The sequence below is a fragment of the Brevundimonas sp. FG8 genome (assembly GCF_057808845.1).
Map to the genome: position 1 here is coordinate 1 of NZ_JBMDIU010000014.1, position 12437 is coordinate 12437.

The 12437-nt window shown below is 66.1% G+C and carries 17 protein-coding genes; 5 read left to right on the forward strand and 12 right to left on the reverse strand.

Annotated elements, in window-relative coordinates; genetic code table 11:
* Positions 1-221: 221 nt before the first annotated feature.
* From ACODRV_RS15965 to folE, 3 genes are all read right to left on the reverse strand, one after another.
* Positions 222-662 (reverse strand): ExbD/TolR family protein, encoded by a 441-nt coding sequence (locus tag ACODRV_RS15965; RefSeq protein WP_488908997.1) that lies wholly within the window; start codon positions 660-662, stop codon positions 222-224.
* Positions 663-811: 149 nt separating this feature from the next.
* Positions 812-1246 carry a biopolymer transporter ExbD gene (locus ACODRV_RS15970; protein ID WP_141627281.1) on the reverse strand — a complete coding sequence of 145 codons (435 nt, stop codon included), beginning with the start codon at positions 1244-1246 and terminating at the stop codon, positions 812-814.
* Positions 1247-1409: 163 nt separating this feature from the next.
* Entirely contained in the window at positions 1410-2018 is a 609-nt protein-coding gene (gene folE, locus ACODRV_RS15975) for a GTP cyclohydrolase I FolE (RefSeq protein WP_141627280.1), read from the reverse strand.
* 162 nt (positions 2019-2180) lie between these two features.
* On the opposite strand from folE, the gene cysS reads away from it, so the two are divergent.
* Positions 2181-3590 carry a cysteine--tRNA ligase gene (gene cysS / locus ACODRV_RS15980; RefSeq protein WP_488908998.1) on the forward strand — a complete coding sequence of 470 codons (1410 nt, stop codon included), beginning with the start codon at positions 2181-2183 and terminating at the stop codon, positions 3588-3590.
* 164 nt (positions 3591-3754) lie between these two features.
* Here cysS and ACODRV_RS15985 read toward each other — a convergent pair whose 3' ends face one another.
* The 3 genes from ACODRV_RS15985 to ACODRV_RS15995 are packed head-to-tail and all read right to left on the reverse strand — an operon-like array spanning position 3755 to position 6268.
* Positions 3755-3967 carry a hypothetical protein gene (locus ACODRV_RS15985; RefSeq protein WP_488908999.1) on the reverse strand — a complete coding sequence of 71 codons (213 nt, stop codon included), beginning with the start codon at positions 3965-3967 and terminating at the stop codon, positions 3755-3757.
* 13 nt (positions 3968-3980) lie between these two features.
* Complete coding sequence (locus ACODRV_RS15990) at positions 3981-4427, reverse strand: hypothetical protein (RefSeq protein ID WP_488909000.1); 447 nt, start codon at positions 4425-4427, stop codon at positions 3981-3983.
* 38 nt (positions 4428-4465) lie between these two features.
* Positions 4466-6268: a tetratricopeptide repeat protein gene (locus ACODRV_RS15995; protein WP_488909001.1), complete on the reverse strand. Its 1803-nt coding sequence runs from the start codon at positions 6266-6268 to the stop codon at positions 4466-4468.
* Between the two features lie 161 nt (positions 6269-6429).
* Here ACODRV_RS15995 and flbT point away from each other — a divergent pair, with 161 nt between their 5' ends.
* The 3 genes from flbT to ACODRV_RS16010 all read left to right on the forward strand — a co-directional run bounded on the left by flbT (position 6430) and on the right by ACODRV_RS16010 (position 8335).
* On the forward strand, positions 6430-6852 hold the full coding sequence (gene flbT / locus ACODRV_RS16000; RefSeq protein WP_141628336.1) for a flagellar biosynthesis repressor FlbT: 423 nt from the start codon (positions 6430-6432) through the stop codon (positions 6850-6852).
* Positions 6812-7177, forward strand: a complete 366-nt coding sequence (flaF, locus tag ACODRV_RS16005) for a flagellar biosynthesis regulator FlaF (protein ID WP_141627275.1) — start codon at positions 6812-6814, stop codon at positions 7175-7177. The genes flbT and flaF overlap by 41 nt, the downstream gene beginning before the upstream one ends.
* Before the next feature lie 330 nt (positions 7178-7507).
* Complete coding sequence (locus tag ACODRV_RS16010) at positions 7508-8335, forward strand: flagellin (RefSeq protein WP_141627274.1); 828 nt, start codon at positions 7508-7510, stop codon at positions 8333-8335.
* A 72-nt stretch (positions 8336-8407) separates the two neighbouring features.
* Here the strand turns inward: ACODRV_RS16010 and ACODRV_RS16015 are convergent, their stop codons facing one another.
* Positions 8408-9088: an exopolysaccharide biosynthesis protein gene (locus ACODRV_RS16015; protein ID WP_141627273.1), complete on the reverse strand. Its 681-nt coding sequence runs from the start codon at positions 9086-9088 to the stop codon at positions 8408-8410.
* A gap of 102 nt (positions 9089-9190) precedes the next feature.
* On the reverse strand, positions 9191-9385 hold the full coding sequence (locus ACODRV_RS16020; RefSeq protein WP_141627272.1) for a DUF3008 family protein: 195 nt from the start codon (positions 9383-9385) through the stop codon (positions 9191-9193).
* A 127-nt stretch (positions 9386-9512) separates the two neighbouring features.
* Between ACODRV_RS16020 and ACODRV_RS16025 the strand changes: the two genes are divergently transcribed.
* Positions 9513-9998 (forward strand): DUF3617 domain-containing protein, encoded by a 486-nt coding sequence (locus ACODRV_RS16025; protein WP_488909002.1) that lies wholly within the window; start codon positions 9513-9515, stop codon positions 9996-9998.
* A 62-nt stretch (positions 9999-10060) separates the two neighbouring features.
* Here ACODRV_RS16025 and ACODRV_RS16030 read toward each other — a convergent pair whose 3' ends face one another.
* The 4 genes from ACODRV_RS16030 to ACODRV_RS16045 form a co-directional block, all read right to left on the reverse strand.
* Positions 10061-10684, reverse strand: a complete 624-nt coding sequence (locus ACODRV_RS16030; protein WP_488909003.1) for a hypothetical protein — start codon at positions 10682-10684, stop codon at positions 10061-10063.
* Positions 10668-10874, reverse strand: coding sequence for a hypothetical protein (locus ACODRV_RS16035; protein ID WP_488909004.1), 207 nt, complete (start codon positions 10872-10874; stop codon positions 10668-10670). Before ACODRV_RS16035 ends, ACODRV_RS16030 begins: the two co-directional genes overlap by 17 nt.
* 38 nt (positions 10875-10912) lie before the next feature.
* Positions 10913-12073 carry an isovaleryl-CoA dehydrogenase gene (locus ACODRV_RS16040; protein ID WP_141627268.1) on the reverse strand — a complete coding sequence of 387 codons (1161 nt, stop codon included), beginning with the start codon at positions 12071-12073 and terminating at the stop codon, positions 10913-10915.
* An 84-nt stretch (positions 12074-12157) separates the two neighbouring features.
* Positions 12158-12331: a hypothetical protein gene (locus ACODRV_RS16045; RefSeq protein WP_168196843.1), complete on the reverse strand. Its 174-nt coding sequence runs from the start codon at positions 12329-12331 to the stop codon at positions 12158-12160.
* Positions 12332-12437: the final 106 nt, after the last annotated feature.

Here is a 12437-nt window from a genome sequence, read left to right on the forward strand (position 1 = left end):
CGCCTGCGCCGCGCCCGGCCGCCCAGCGGACGCCCGCCCGTCGTCCCGCGCCGCGCCCGGCTGCCCGTCCGGCGGCCTCGCCCCCCGAACCGACCGGCGAACGCCCCTATCAGCCCGCCGCCGCGGCCCCGAACCAGCCCCGCCAGTCGGTGCAGTAGGCCGACCCGTCGAAGAGACGACAAGAGGGCCGCTCCTTTCGCGGGGAGCGGCCCTTCTGACTCCTATTCGATGTCCTCATTCAGCAGGCCGACCTTGTCGAAGCCGCTGGCCTTCAGCCCGTTCATCACCGCCATGAAGCGGTCGTAGCGGACCTCCGGCTGGGCGCGGATGAAGACGCGTTCCGCATGGCAGGCCTCGCCCTGTCCGGTAGCGGCGCAGACGTCGGCGGACAGCCGGTCCATGCTGGTCTCGCGGTCGGCCAGGAACAGTCGCCCGTCCTCCTGCACACTGACGTAGACGGGCTCCTTCGGCTTCACGCCCACCGGCGGCGCTTCCGCCGGCGGCAGGTCCAGCTTCAGCGACACCGTCGCTACGGGCGCGGCGACCATGAAGATGATCAGCAGCACCAGCATGATGTCGACGAACGGCGTGACGTTGATGTCCGCGTTCTGCTCGACCGCGGCTCCCCCCGGTTCGCCGGGACCTGAAACTCTCGCACCCATGGCCAATCCTCCCTGTCAGCCGGCGCGGCATTGCGCCGGTAAGGCGAAGCTGGCGAGGGTCAGGCGGCGGTTTCAGGGCGGGAAGGGGGCATGAAAAAGGGCCGCCTCCCGAAGGAGACGACCCTGATCCGTCTGAATGTGCGAAAAGCCTATTCGATGTCTTCGTTCAGCAGGCCGACCTTGAAGAAACCGTTGGCCTGCAGGGTGTTCATGACTTCCATGAACTGGTTGTAGGTCACTTCGGCCTGGGCGCGGACGAACACGCGCTCTTCGCGGCAGTTCGGAGCGGCCAGGGCGGCGCAGACGTCGTTGGTCAGGGTCTCGATCGTGGTCGGGCGTTCCGCGATGTACAGGTCGCCGCCTTCCTGGATCGAGATATAGACCGGGTCCTTCGGCGGGGTGCCCGGGGGCGGCGGAACCGCCGGCGGCAGGTCGAGGCGGATCGAAACGGTGGCCATCGGGGCCGCGACCATGAAGATGATCAGCAGCACCAGCATGATGTCGACGAACGGCGTGACGTTGATCTCGGAGTTCTGATCGATCGTGCCGGCCTTGCTGCCCGGACCGGAAAGTTTGGCGCCCATGAGTGGGTGTCTCCATCAGGCCCGGCGCGTCGTGCGGCGAGCGTCACTGAAAGCTTCGGTTCGTCTCTTGGCGTCCCGGAACCGGCTTGTAAAGCGGCTTCGACGTCACGGAGGTTCCGAAGCGTCGCATCACGCCCCGAATACGCCTGTCAGGCGAACCGATTCAGCCCTTTGCGAGCTTGAGGAACCGGTCCTTCAGCGCCGCATCGGTCTTGAAGGCGCCAGTGAAACGCGTCGTGATGGTCGAAACGTGGCGATGGTGGACGCCGCGGGTCGTCATGCACTGATGTTCGGCGTCGATCAGAATCGCCACGCCCTGCGGGGCCAGGCTTGATTCGATGGCGTCGGCGATCTGGTTGGTCAGCACTTCCTGCGTCTGCAGGCGGCGCGAATAGATTTCGACGACACGGGCCAGCTTCGAGATGCCGACCACCTTCTCGTTCGGGATGTAGGCGACATAGGCCTTGCCCAGGAACGGGGCCATGTGGTGCTCACAGTGGCTTTCCACCTCGATGTCGCGCAGCAGGACCATGTCCTCATAGCCCTGCACGTCCTCGAAGACGCGGCCCAGCTCCTTGGCCGGATCGGCGTCATAGCCGTCGAACCACTCGCCATAGGCGTCCACCACGCGCTTGGGCGTATCGATCAGCCCGGGACGATCCGGGTTGTCGCCGGCCCACGCCAGCAGGGTCCGGACGGCCTTCAGGGCCTCTTCGCGCGACGGGCGCTGAACTTCATCGTTGTCGCTGCTCAGGACGGGGGTGACGGTCATTCTTCTCAACTCAGGCGACGAAGTAGCGCCGGAACGAAGGTCCCGGATGGACGCGCGCCGCTCTCCCTTTATAGACCGGACATGCTGTTCGCACGCGCGGCAGCACGGCTATATGGGGCGGACGGTCCGTCCCGCAAGAAAACTCAAGGCCATCGCCTCACTATGCCGCTGACAATCCACGACACCCTGCACCGCGAAAAGCGCGTGTTCACGCCGCGAGACGAGAACCGGGTGACGCTCTACGTCTGTGGCCCGACGGTCTATGACTTCGCCCACATCGGCAATGCGCGCCCGCCCGTGGTGTTCGACGTGCTGGTCCGCCTGCTGCGCCGCACCTATGGCGCGGACAAGGTGATCTACGCCCGCAACGTCACGGATGTGGACGACAAGATCAACGCCAAGGCCTTCGCGGAAGGCGTGCCGATCAGCGGGATCACCGCCCGCTACGAGGCGGCCTATCTGGAGGACATGGGGCGTCTGAACGTCTCGCCGCCGGATATCGCCCCGCACGTCACCGACCACATGGACGCCATCGTCGCCCAGATTCAGGCGATCATCGACCACGGCTGCGCCTACGCCGCCGAAGGTCACGTCCTGTTCGACGTCTCTTCGTATGAGACCTACGGCAAGCTGTCGGGTCGCAATCTGGACGACATGATCGCCGGCGCCCGCGTCGAGGTGGCCCCCTACAAGAAGAACCCGCACGACTTCGTCCTGTGGAAGCCCTCAAAAGAGAACGAGCCGTCCTGGCCGTCCCCGTGGGGCGACGGCCGTCCCGGCTGGCACATCGAGTGCTCTGCCATGATCGAGGCCAACCTGGGCCTGCCTATCGATATCCACGGCGGCGGCATCGATCTGGTCTTCCCGCACCATGAGAACGAGATCGCCCAGGGCGTCTGCGCCCACGGCCACGCCCACGGCGCGGACTCGCACGCCGAATACAGCCGCTACTGGATGCACAACGGCTTCCTGACGCTGGACGGCGAGAAGATGTCCAAGTCGCTGGGCAACATCCTGCTGCCGCACGCCCTGCTGGAGCGCCTGCCGGGCGAGGTCATCCGCTGGGCCCTGCTCTCGGCCCACTACCGCCAGCCGCTGGACTGGAACGAGGGCTTGCTGGAACAGAGCCGCAAGTCGCTGGACCGCCTATACGGCGCCCTGCACCGCGCCGCGGCCGTCGAGGCCGGGCGGGATGACCTGCCCGCGGACTTCCTCAAGGCGATCGAGGACGACCTGAACACGCCGGGCGCCTTCGCCGCCCTGTTCGCCCTGTCCAGCGAGATCGAGCGCGGCATGACCGCCGGGGACCACGCAGCCGTCGCGACCGCCAAGGGCCAGCTTCTGGCCTGCGCCGCCGTTCTGGGCGTCCTTCAGAACGATCCGGCGGGTTGGCTGGAAGGCGACGTCTCCGACGACCTGCGCACCGAGGTCGAGGCCCTGCTGGAACAACGCGCCGCCGCCCGCGCCGCCAAGGACTGGCCCGAGGCCGACCGCATCCGCGACCGCCTCAACGCGCTGAACGTGGTGGTCATGGACGGGCCCACCGGCGCGACCTGGCGGGTGAAGGGCTGAGCACCTTTCACCCTCCCCGTCCCGGGGAGGGTGGCTGAGCCGCAGGCGAAGCCGGGTGGGGCGGGCTAAGGCAATACAGCGCTCGTTTCGCAGAGCCGCCCCCACCCTGTCGTCGCTGTGCGTCGACATCCCTCCCCGGGGCGGGGAGGGGGAAGGACGCTGTTCTACGTAATCCGCTTCACGCTCACCGGGTCGCTGGCGGGGAAGGTCTCCTCGATCCCCTCATCCACCAGCGCCTCCTGCCGGCCCTCGGCGTCGTGCTGCTTGTCCGCCAGTTGATCCGGTTTGCCGTGCAGAGGTTTGGCGCGCTTGGCGTGCGGGGTGTCGGTATCGCAGTCTTCCTGCGTCGGGGTCGGATGTCCGGATTGAGCCGTCATCGTCTCTCTCTCCTCAGTCTTTGGGGTGATCGTCTTCGCCGTCCGGGCCATAGCCCAGCTCGGTGATGTCATCGTCTGACAGGCGCTTGGCCTCCCAGTGGGCGGCGCTGGCCTGCGCGCCTCGCGCGTTCCGCATCAGGCCGGAATAGACCAGCTCCACCTCGTCGGCGCCGCTCTGGCCGCCACTCTCTCCGTCGATCTCGGTCAGCCGCTCGCCGTCCACGCCCAGCAGGGCGTCGGCCTCGGCCTCGATGCCGGAAGCGCCGAGGCTGTCCTCGACCTCATCCAGATCGTCCTCGTCGAACGGCGCGTCGTCGGAGTCGCCGTCCGCCTGCGTGACGTCCAGCACCGGGTCCGCCTCGTCCAGCAGGAAGTCGCCGTCGCCGTCGTCATCCAGATGGGTCTCGTCAAAGACTTCTGACTGTTCCTGGTCGTCCCTGTAGTCGTCGAGTTCGGGCATGTTCGCCTCCCTGTTTCTCAGGGAGACAACGGCCCCGTTCAGGCGGCGTTCCACCCGTCCGCGACGACCCGATCCAGCGCCGCCCGCATCCGGTCGATCACCTCCGGCCAGCCGTTGACGGCCTTGCGCACGAAGATTTTCGTCTCGGGATAGAAGACGTAGTGGTCGGTGGTCATCAGGTGCCAGTCGTCCGGCGCGGCCACCATCCATGTCCGCGCGCCCGTGGCGGCGGCGATATTGGTCCCCGCGATGCCCGGCCCCAGCACCACGTCGCAGGCCAGCGACAGGGCCGCTACATCCTCCAGATCGTCCTTCAGATTGATCGGCGGCGTCCAGATATAGACCCCCGCCGCCTCGGCGGCTTCGAGGTCGGCGGACACGTCGCCGCACTGCAGATTGACCATCACACAGCCCGGCGCCCGCAGGATCGGCTCCCACAGCTGGAAACCGGCGGCGAAGAAGGCGGCCCGCGCCCCGGTCATCACCAGACTCTTCCAGTGCAGCCCGACCTTCAGCCCCTCGGGCAGCTTGGCCAGTTCGCCCTTCCAGTATTCGACCTTCCCGGGGGAGGGGACGATGTAGGGGCGCGGTCCGGGGAAGCTGTCCAGCGTCCGGCGATACACGGCCATCAGGCTGGCGATCGGAACCCAGTAATCCAGCTTGCCCTCGGCCTCGGCGATCTCCTCGGCGAAGGGGACATAGCGGGTCAGGCGGCCTTCCAGCCGCACCGCCTTGTGCCCGCCCACCACCGCTTGCGGGAAGGCGCGCTGGAACAGGCCGACCATCCGCTGCTCGACCGCCAGATAGACCTGACCGTCCGGCCCGACCGCGTCGATCAGGTCCTGCACGCAGTTGGAGAAGACCAGTTCGTCCGCGATGCCCTGCTCGCCGACGATCAGGATGCGCTTGCCCTTCGGGTCCTGCGTCTTCGGCTCCCAGCGCGGGGCGTCCACGGCCACCTGCATCGCATCGGGCAGGTTCGGGTCCAGACGCACCTCATAGGCCTCGAACGCCTCGGGGATGCGGGCCTCGCCCATCATCATCAGGGCGCGGGCCATGTTCATCATGGCGACCTCATAGCCGGCCTCGGCGCCCGGCATGGCGGCTTCCATATCCTCGATGGCGCCCTTCACATCGCCCAGCGGGCGGCGGACGTTGGCCCGGTTGTACCGCGCCTTGGCGAAGGCCGGGTCCAGCCGCAGGGCCTCCTCGAAGAAGGTCAGGGCCTCGTCCAGCCGCCCCTCGTCGTTCAGCACGGTGCCCAGCGTGTTCCACAGCACCGCGTTGTCGCTCTCGATCTGCAGCATGGGCCGCAGCAGTTCGACCGCATCGGAATACCGGTTCTGGTCGCGCAGCACGCAGGCCAGGTTGTTGATCGCCTCGACATGCCCCGGATTGGCCGTCAGGAATTTCACCAGCAGCTTTTCGGAGATGTCCAGATAGCCCAGACGCTGCGCCAGTCGGCCCAGATCGTGGGCGATGTCGATCTCGTCGGGCAGCAGCTTCAGCGCCGCCTCATAGGCGTGGATCGCCGGGCCGAACTGGTTCAGCTTCTCCTGACAGATGGCCAGCACATGCCAGCCGACGCCCAGGGTCTCGTCCTGCTCCAGCGCCGCCAGCGCCTTCTGGGTGGCCTTGTCGAAGTCGCCCATGCGAATCGCCGCCACTGACAGCTTCAGCAATTCGACCGCCTTGCGCTGGGCCTTGATCGACTTGGCTCCGGCCAGCGACCGCGACAGCTTGCGGATCGCGTCGGGGGAGGCGGCGTCCCCGGCCAGTCCCTGCGCGCCCGGAGCCGGGGCGTGGGCGGCGGTGTCGTCGATCATCTGGGCGGCGGACATGGGCGGACTCGGGCGATGGACTGCGATTCAGGGAACGCGGTGCGATTTAGGGGATATGACGCCCTCGCCTCACAAGAGATGGTTAACCACGTCTGTTTAGCCTGCGTTGGTTCCCGGCTTTCTAGAACCGTATGCCGGGCCCGAGGGGAAAGACGCCCAATATGCCGTTGAAGCTGTCGCTCAAACCGGGCGAGAAATTTGTTCTGAACGGGGCTGTCGTCCAGAACGGCGACCGTCGCGGCGTGCTGATCCTTCAGAACAAGGCCAGCGTCCTGCGCGAGAAGGACATCATGCAGCAGGCGGAGGCCGACACCCCCGCCAAGCGCATCTATTTCCCCGTCATGATGATGTACCTGGACGAGGCTTCGGCCCCCAAGGTCTATGACGAATTCGCGCTGCGCCTGACCGAGTTCATGGGCGCCTCGCGCAACCCGGACGTCCTGTCCGAGTGCGTCGCGGCCTCGCGTCACGTGATGGCCCGCGAATACTACAAAGCCCTGATGTCGGCCCGCAAACTGGTGGATTACGAGGAAGGTCTGGCGAATGTCGCTTCAGGCGTACAAAACCGCGGCGACGCGGGCTGAGACCCCGCGCGAGGCGGAGTATCGGCTGTTCGGGCAGGTGACCCGGGCGCTGATGCAGGCCTCGACCGCTGACCCGTCGGATATCAAGACCCGGATCGAGGCGCTCGACTGGAACCGCCGCCTGTGGTCGGCGCTCGCCACCGACTGCTCGGACCCCAACAACGCCATGGCCATGCCGCTGCGGGCGCAGATCATCTCGATCAGCCTGTTCGTCGGCCGTCACTCGTCCGAGATCATGCGCGGGGACAACGATTTCGAGACCCTGATCGAGATCAACAAATCCATCATGCAAGGCCTCGCCGGCCCCGGCCAGCAGGCGGCGTAACCCGCAATTCTCCCTCCCCGTCCCGGGGAGGGTGGCGAAGCCGGGTGGGGAGGGCTAAGGCAAGGCAGCCGCGCTCTCTTCGCCGGGCCGCCCCCACCCTGTCGTCGCTTCGTGCCGACATCCCTTCCCCGGGACGGGGAGGGAGAAGGTCCGCATAAAGTCCTTCTGACGCCCGGCCAATTCTGCCCACCGGCAGCCCCTGCGCCCCCGTCCTTCCATTCAAATCAACGGTTTAGCGCGGCGCGATACTTGCGAGGGCGTGCGCGAACCAGAACCGGTTCTAGGGCCAGAAGGCCCTTCACAACCGACCAGAATGGAAGGAACTACCCGATGGTTATGTCGGTCAACACCAACGTGGGCGCTCAAGTGGCGCTCCAGAACCTGAACGCGACCAACGCCCAGCTGGCGACGACGCAGAGCCGCATCAACACCGGCCTGAAGATTTCGTCGGCGAAGGACAACGGGGCCATCTGGGCTATCGCCCAGGGCCAACGTGCCGATATCGGGGCGCTGAACGCGGTGAAACAGTCACTCGACCGCGGCGTCGCCGCGACCGATGTGGCCATGGCGGCGGGCGAGACGGTCTCCGACCTCTTGCTGCAGATGAAGGAGAAAGCTCTCGCGGCGACTGACAAGTCGCTCAAGACCGCGGCCCGCGCCGCCCTGAACGAGGACTTCAAGGCCCTTCGTGACCAGATCGCCTCTGTGACCAACAACGCCACCTTCAACGGGGTCAACCTGCTGAAGACCGCTGCGGACGGTTTCACGGCTCTGGCCAACGCCGAGGGCACCGCGACCCTGACGGTCCCGGCTGAAGTCATGGCTCTGGGTAGCACCACGGTTACGGTCGCGGCGACGCAATCGATCGAAACGCTGACCAAGTCGCAAGCGGCCCTCACGGCCGTGAACGCCTCCATCGACAACGTCTCGGGCGCCCTGGCGCGTCTGGGCACCAAGTCGAAGGCGCTGACCACCCACCTGACGTTCGTCGGCAAGCTGTCGGACGCGCTGGAATCGGGGGTCGGTAATCTGGTCGACGCCGATCTGGCGAAGGAAAGCGCCAAGCTCCAGGCCCTGCAGACGAAGCAGCAGCTGGGGGTGCAGGCCCTGTCCATCGCCAACCAGACGCCGCAGCTGGTCCTGTCGCTGTTCCAGTAATCACACAGGTTCTCGCAGGCGCCGGAGAGGTTCACCTCTCCGGCGTCTCGCGTTTCAACCCGGGATCCGATGTCAGGAGAACAGGCCGGTGACCGCGTGCCAGAGCTCCGCCGGCCAGCTCAGCAGCCAGTGCCAGACCGGCAGCAGGTAGGGGGCCACCCATTCCCAGGCCAGCCAGACCACCACGCCGCCCATCGCGACCAGCGCCACCGCCGCCCAGCCGACCAGCACCGCCAGCCCGTCGCGCTGCAACAGGCCGAAACCGAACATCGACATGATGAAGGACGGCACGAAATTTCCGCCCGGAATCGGCAGCATCAGCACCGCGGCGATCAGCACGATGGCCACGCCGATCAGGATTTCCGACAGCTCGTTGGTCATCACCTCCAGCCGCGGCCGGGCCAGCCGCTCGACCTTGCGCAGCGGGCTCAGCACCTTGGCGACGGCCTCGCGGTAGGTGGCCCGCTCAATGGACCGGGCCAACAGCCATCTCGGCATCCACAGCTGGTCCCGGCGGGTCACCAGCTGAACGCCGATCAGCAGCATCGGCGCGCCCAGCACCGTCGTCGTCCCCGGCACCGCGCCGAACACCATGTTCAGCAGGCCGAAGAACAGCAGGGTCGCGCCGAATCCGCGCTCCCCGAACGCATTGATCAGTTCGCCGATGTAGAGCTTGGGATCGTTCTTCGCCCCGATGTCCTCGATCACCTGTGAGAACGGGCGTGTGTCGGCCTGATAATCGTAGTCGGGCATCGGCTGACGGGCGTTTCCGGGGGCGAAAGCGGCTGGAAGAACTGATCTAGGCGCGGCTATGCCGTTACGCCACTTAAGAAACGTCCATGCGACACCGCAGGTTCAGGAACGGCCCTGCGGAGCATGCTCCTTCTTCCCCTTGCGCGGGGTGTGAGCCAGGTCCTCCAGCTCCTTTTCGGTCATCGATTCGACCATGGATTTCGACGCGCCTTTCAGCTTCGATTTCGGGATGTCGCCGCGTTTGGCGCTCAGGGCGGCGCCGGCGGCCTTCTGCTGTGCGGAGGACTTGGCGGGCATCGGACACCTCCGTCAAAAAGGCCAAAGCTGTGGGAAGGCGGCTGGTTCCTCGCCTGTTGCGGGAACGCACCGTGACTTTCGTCATTGGACCTGTGCCGGCGACAAGACCGGTGGAGGGAACGACGACATGCGGACCATGATCTCGGGCGCGCTCGCGCTCGGCCTGGCGGCCTGCGGCCAAGGCGGCGAGGCCAAGACGGAAGCGACTGCGGACAGCGCGGCTCCTTCGGCGGCGGAGATGATGAACGGTCCCAGGCCCGGGCTCTGGAGAGTGACCACCGAAATGTCCGGCATGCCGGGCGGCGCCCCGGCCATGGCGCCGGTCGAGACCTGCATCCAGAGCGCCACCTTCGAGGCGCCCGGTGGAAACCAGACCCCCGGCGCAAATTGCACCACCCAGCCCTTCACCCGTGACGGTGACGCCATGGTCTCCAGCTCCACCTGCACCATGCAGGGCATGAAGGCTGACAGCACCATCCGCGTGACCGGCGACTTCAACAGCCGCTACGTCATGACGGTGAACACGAAGATGGACCCGGCCCCGGCCCCCAACATGGCCGAAACCACCGTCACCATGACCGGCGAACGCCTCGGCGACTGTCCGGCCACCTGATCGGCGCCTTATGCAAAAGGAAAGGCCCGCTCCGGCCAGCGCCGGGGCGGGCCTTTCCAGAATCAGGCCAAACGAACCCGCAACCACTCCGTGGCGATGTGCCGACGCTCCACAAACGTCAGTTCACCGGCTTCCCGCAGGGAGGCTGCGGCGAGGTCAGGCAGTTCTGCTTCGAACTGGGTGTGCATGGTCCATATCGTCTGCGCACCGGGGAGTTGGTCGCCCTGACGGGAGTGGTGGGCGAGCCAGCTTCGGGTTTCGCGGCTTGCCCGTTCCGGCTCGCAATTGTGAGCACGGATATCCTGTCCCGCGATGTCCGACAGCGCGCGCTGGTACCGGAAAGGCTCCCGGTCGAAAATCGTGCAGGCCTTCTGACCTATCCATTTCAGCCCGAAGCGATCCGCCCCGAGGAAGATGCCCAGTTCAAACGGCATGTTGAACCTCGGCAAGCCCTCATCCAGCTCCATGAAGGAGATGTCGTGGATGCCCAGATGGCAGTCGCGGATCAGCGCGATGATCTTGTCTAGGCGAGCCTGCCCCGCATTGTCGAACTCGCGCGCACACCGGGGTGTGAAGCCGCAGGCCAGTGTCGCGAAGATGATTGCATCGAAGACGTCGCGACGATCGTCGGAGAACGGCGCGTTCACAAAGACGGATTTTCGGTAGCCGTTAGGCGCCCGGCTCACGACCGCCCTTTGCAAACCGGCCAGAGGCCAAGGCGGCGCTCAGCTTCTCATCGTCAATTCTGCGAGGCGTAGCGAACTTGACGACCTTGAAGCCCCTGCCGGTCGTCGTCTGCCCGATCGGCGCGGTAAAGCGGCCCGTCGCGGCGCTACGCTTCACCCACCCCGAATAATGTCCGGCGGACTTGCTCATGGTCTTAAGGTAGCACTGAACGGCAGTTTTGAAAGGCCTTACCCCAGCAGCTCACGCCCGATCAGGAACCGCCGGATCTCGTTCGTCCCGGCGCCGATGTCGTACAGCTTGGCGTCGCGGACCAGCCTTTCGACCGGCCACTCCTTGGTGTAGCCGGCGCCGCCCAGGGCCTGCACGGCCTCCAGCGACACCTTCACCGCGTTTTCAGACGCCAGCAGGATCGCGCCCGCCGCGTCGTAACGGGTGGTCTTGCCCTGATCGCAGGCGCGGGCGACGGCATAGACGTAGGCGCGGGCGCTGTTCAGGGCCACATACATATCGGCGACCTTGGCCTGCATCAGCTGGAAGCTGCCGATGGCCTTGCCGAACTGCTTGCGGTCGCGGACGTAGGGCAGGACCACGTCCAGCGCGGCCTGCATGATGCCCAGCGGACCGCCCGACAGCACGGCGCGCTCATAGTCCAGGCCGCTCATCAGCACCGCCGCGCCGCGCCCTTCGCCGCCCATGACGTTCTCTTCCGGAACTTCGCAGTCCTCGAACACCAGCTCGGCGGTGTCCGACCCGCGCATGCCCATCTTGTCCAGCTTCTTGGAGACGCTGAAACCCTTCATTCCCTTCTCGATCAGGAAGGCGGTGACGCCGCCGTTCCCCTCGCCCGTGCGGGCATAGACCACCAGGGTGTCGGCGGTGGGCGAGTTGGTGATCCAGAATTTCGTGCCGTTCAGGACGTAGCGGTCGCCCTTCTTTTCGGCGCGGGTGCGCATCGACATCACGTCCGAGCCCGATCCGGCCTCCGACATGGCCAGCGACCCCAGATGCTCGCCCGAGATCAGCTTGGGCAGATACTTCGCCTTCTGCTCGGCGGTGCCCCAGCGACGGATCTGATTGACGCACAGGTTGGAGTGGGCGCCGTAGCTCAGGCCGATCGAGGCCGAGGCGCGCGACACCTCCTCCATCGCCACGACGTGTTCGAGGTAGCCCATGCCCAAGCCGCCGTACTCTTCCTCGACGGTGATCCCGTGCAAGCCCAGCTCGCCCATCTCGGGCCACAGGTCGCGGGCGAATTCGTTCTTCTCGTCGATCTCGGCGGCGCGCGGCGCCAGCCGGTCGGCGGCCCAGCGGGCGGTGGTGTCGCGGATGGCGTCAGCGTTTTCGCCGAGGCCGAATTCCATGGATTGGGGCGCGAAGGGAATGCTCATGCACGGCGAGGTAGCCCATTCCTTTCCGGAGCGAAAGCGACGGGAAGGGGACGCTATGACGATGCAGGCGTAGGCGCCTTGGTTCTAAGGGAGGTCCCAGGCGCCCAACTCTGCGATCTGGTCAGAGATCGCGTTGCACTTATCAGCGATCACTTCTTTGTCGGCATCAGGGGCAGCGGCTGCAATGGCGTCGCCAAGCTCCTTGAAAGCGGCTTTGGCACGGGCGGCGAGTTCGATGATTTGTTCGTCACGGGTCATGACCCTCTAAGGTCTAACGCCGTTCCTTGTTCCAGCGGCAGTCGCCAAAAAATAGCTTGGGGTGAGCTTGCCCCGATAACGATGAACGCCATCGGTCAAGCTCACC

Excerpts from the sequence above, each read along its gene's own strand:
- ACODRV_RS15965 (WP_488908997.1), bottom strand. The coding sequence starts at position 662 with ATGGGTGCGAGAGTTTCAGGTCCCGGCGAACCGGGGGGAGCCGCGGTC.
- ACODRV_RS15970 (WP_141627281.1), bottom strand. The coding sequence starts at position 1,246 with ATGGGCGCCAAACTTTCCGGTCCGGGCAGCAAGGCCGGCACGATCGAT.
- folE (WP_141627280.1), bottom strand. The coding sequence starts at position 2,018 with ATGACCGTCACCCCCGTCCTGAGCAGCGACAACGATGAAGTTCAGCGC.
- cysS (WP_488908998.1), top strand. The coding sequence starts at position 2,181 with ATGCCGCTGACAATCCACGACACCCTGCACCGCGAAAAGCGCGTGTTC.
- ACODRV_RS15985 (WP_488908999.1), bottom strand. The coding sequence starts at position 3,967 with ATGACGGCTCAATCCGGACATCCGACCCCGACGCAGGAAGACTGCGAT.
- ACODRV_RS15990 (WP_488909000.1), bottom strand. The coding sequence starts at position 4,427 with ATGCCCGAACTCGACGACTACAGGGACGACCAGGAACAGTCAGAAGTC.
- ACODRV_RS15995 (WP_488909001.1), bottom strand. The coding sequence starts at position 6,268 with ATGTCCGCCGCCCAGATGATCGACGACACCGCCGCCCACGCCCCGGCT.
- flbT (WP_141628336.1), top strand. The coding sequence starts at position 6,430 with ATGCCGTTGAAGCTGTCGCTCAAACCGGGCGAGAAATTTGTTCTGAAC.
- flaF (WP_141627275.1), top strand. The coding sequence starts at position 6,812 with ATGTCGCTTCAGGCGTACAAAACCGCGGCGACGCGGGCTGAGACCCCG.
- ACODRV_RS16010 (WP_141627274.1), top strand. The coding sequence starts at position 7,508 with ATGGTTATGTCGGTCAACACCAACGTGGGCGCTCAAGTGGCGCTCCAG.
- ACODRV_RS16015 (WP_141627273.1), bottom strand. The coding sequence starts at position 9,088 with ATGCCCGACTACGATTATCAGGCCGACACACGCCCGTTCTCACAGGTG.
- ACODRV_RS16020 (WP_141627272.1), bottom strand. The coding sequence starts at position 9,385 with ATGCCCGCCAAGTCCTCCGCACAGCAGAAGGCCGCCGGCGCCGCCCTG.
- ACODRV_RS16025 (WP_488909002.1), top strand. The coding sequence starts at position 9,513 with ATGCGGACCATGATCTCGGGCGCGCTCGCGCTCGGCCTGGCGGCCTGC.
- ACODRV_RS16035 (WP_488909004.1), bottom strand. The coding sequence starts at position 10,874 with ATGAGCAAGTCCGCCGGACATTATTCGGGGTGGGTGAAGCGTAGCGCC.
- ACODRV_RS16040 (WP_141627268.1), bottom strand. The coding sequence starts at position 12,073 with ATGAGCATTCCCTTCGCGCCCCAATCCATGGAATTCGGCCTCGGCGAA.
- ACODRV_RS16045 (WP_168196843.1), bottom strand. The coding sequence starts at position 12,331 with ATGACCCGTGACGAACAAATCATCGAACTCGCCGCCCGTGCCAAAGCC.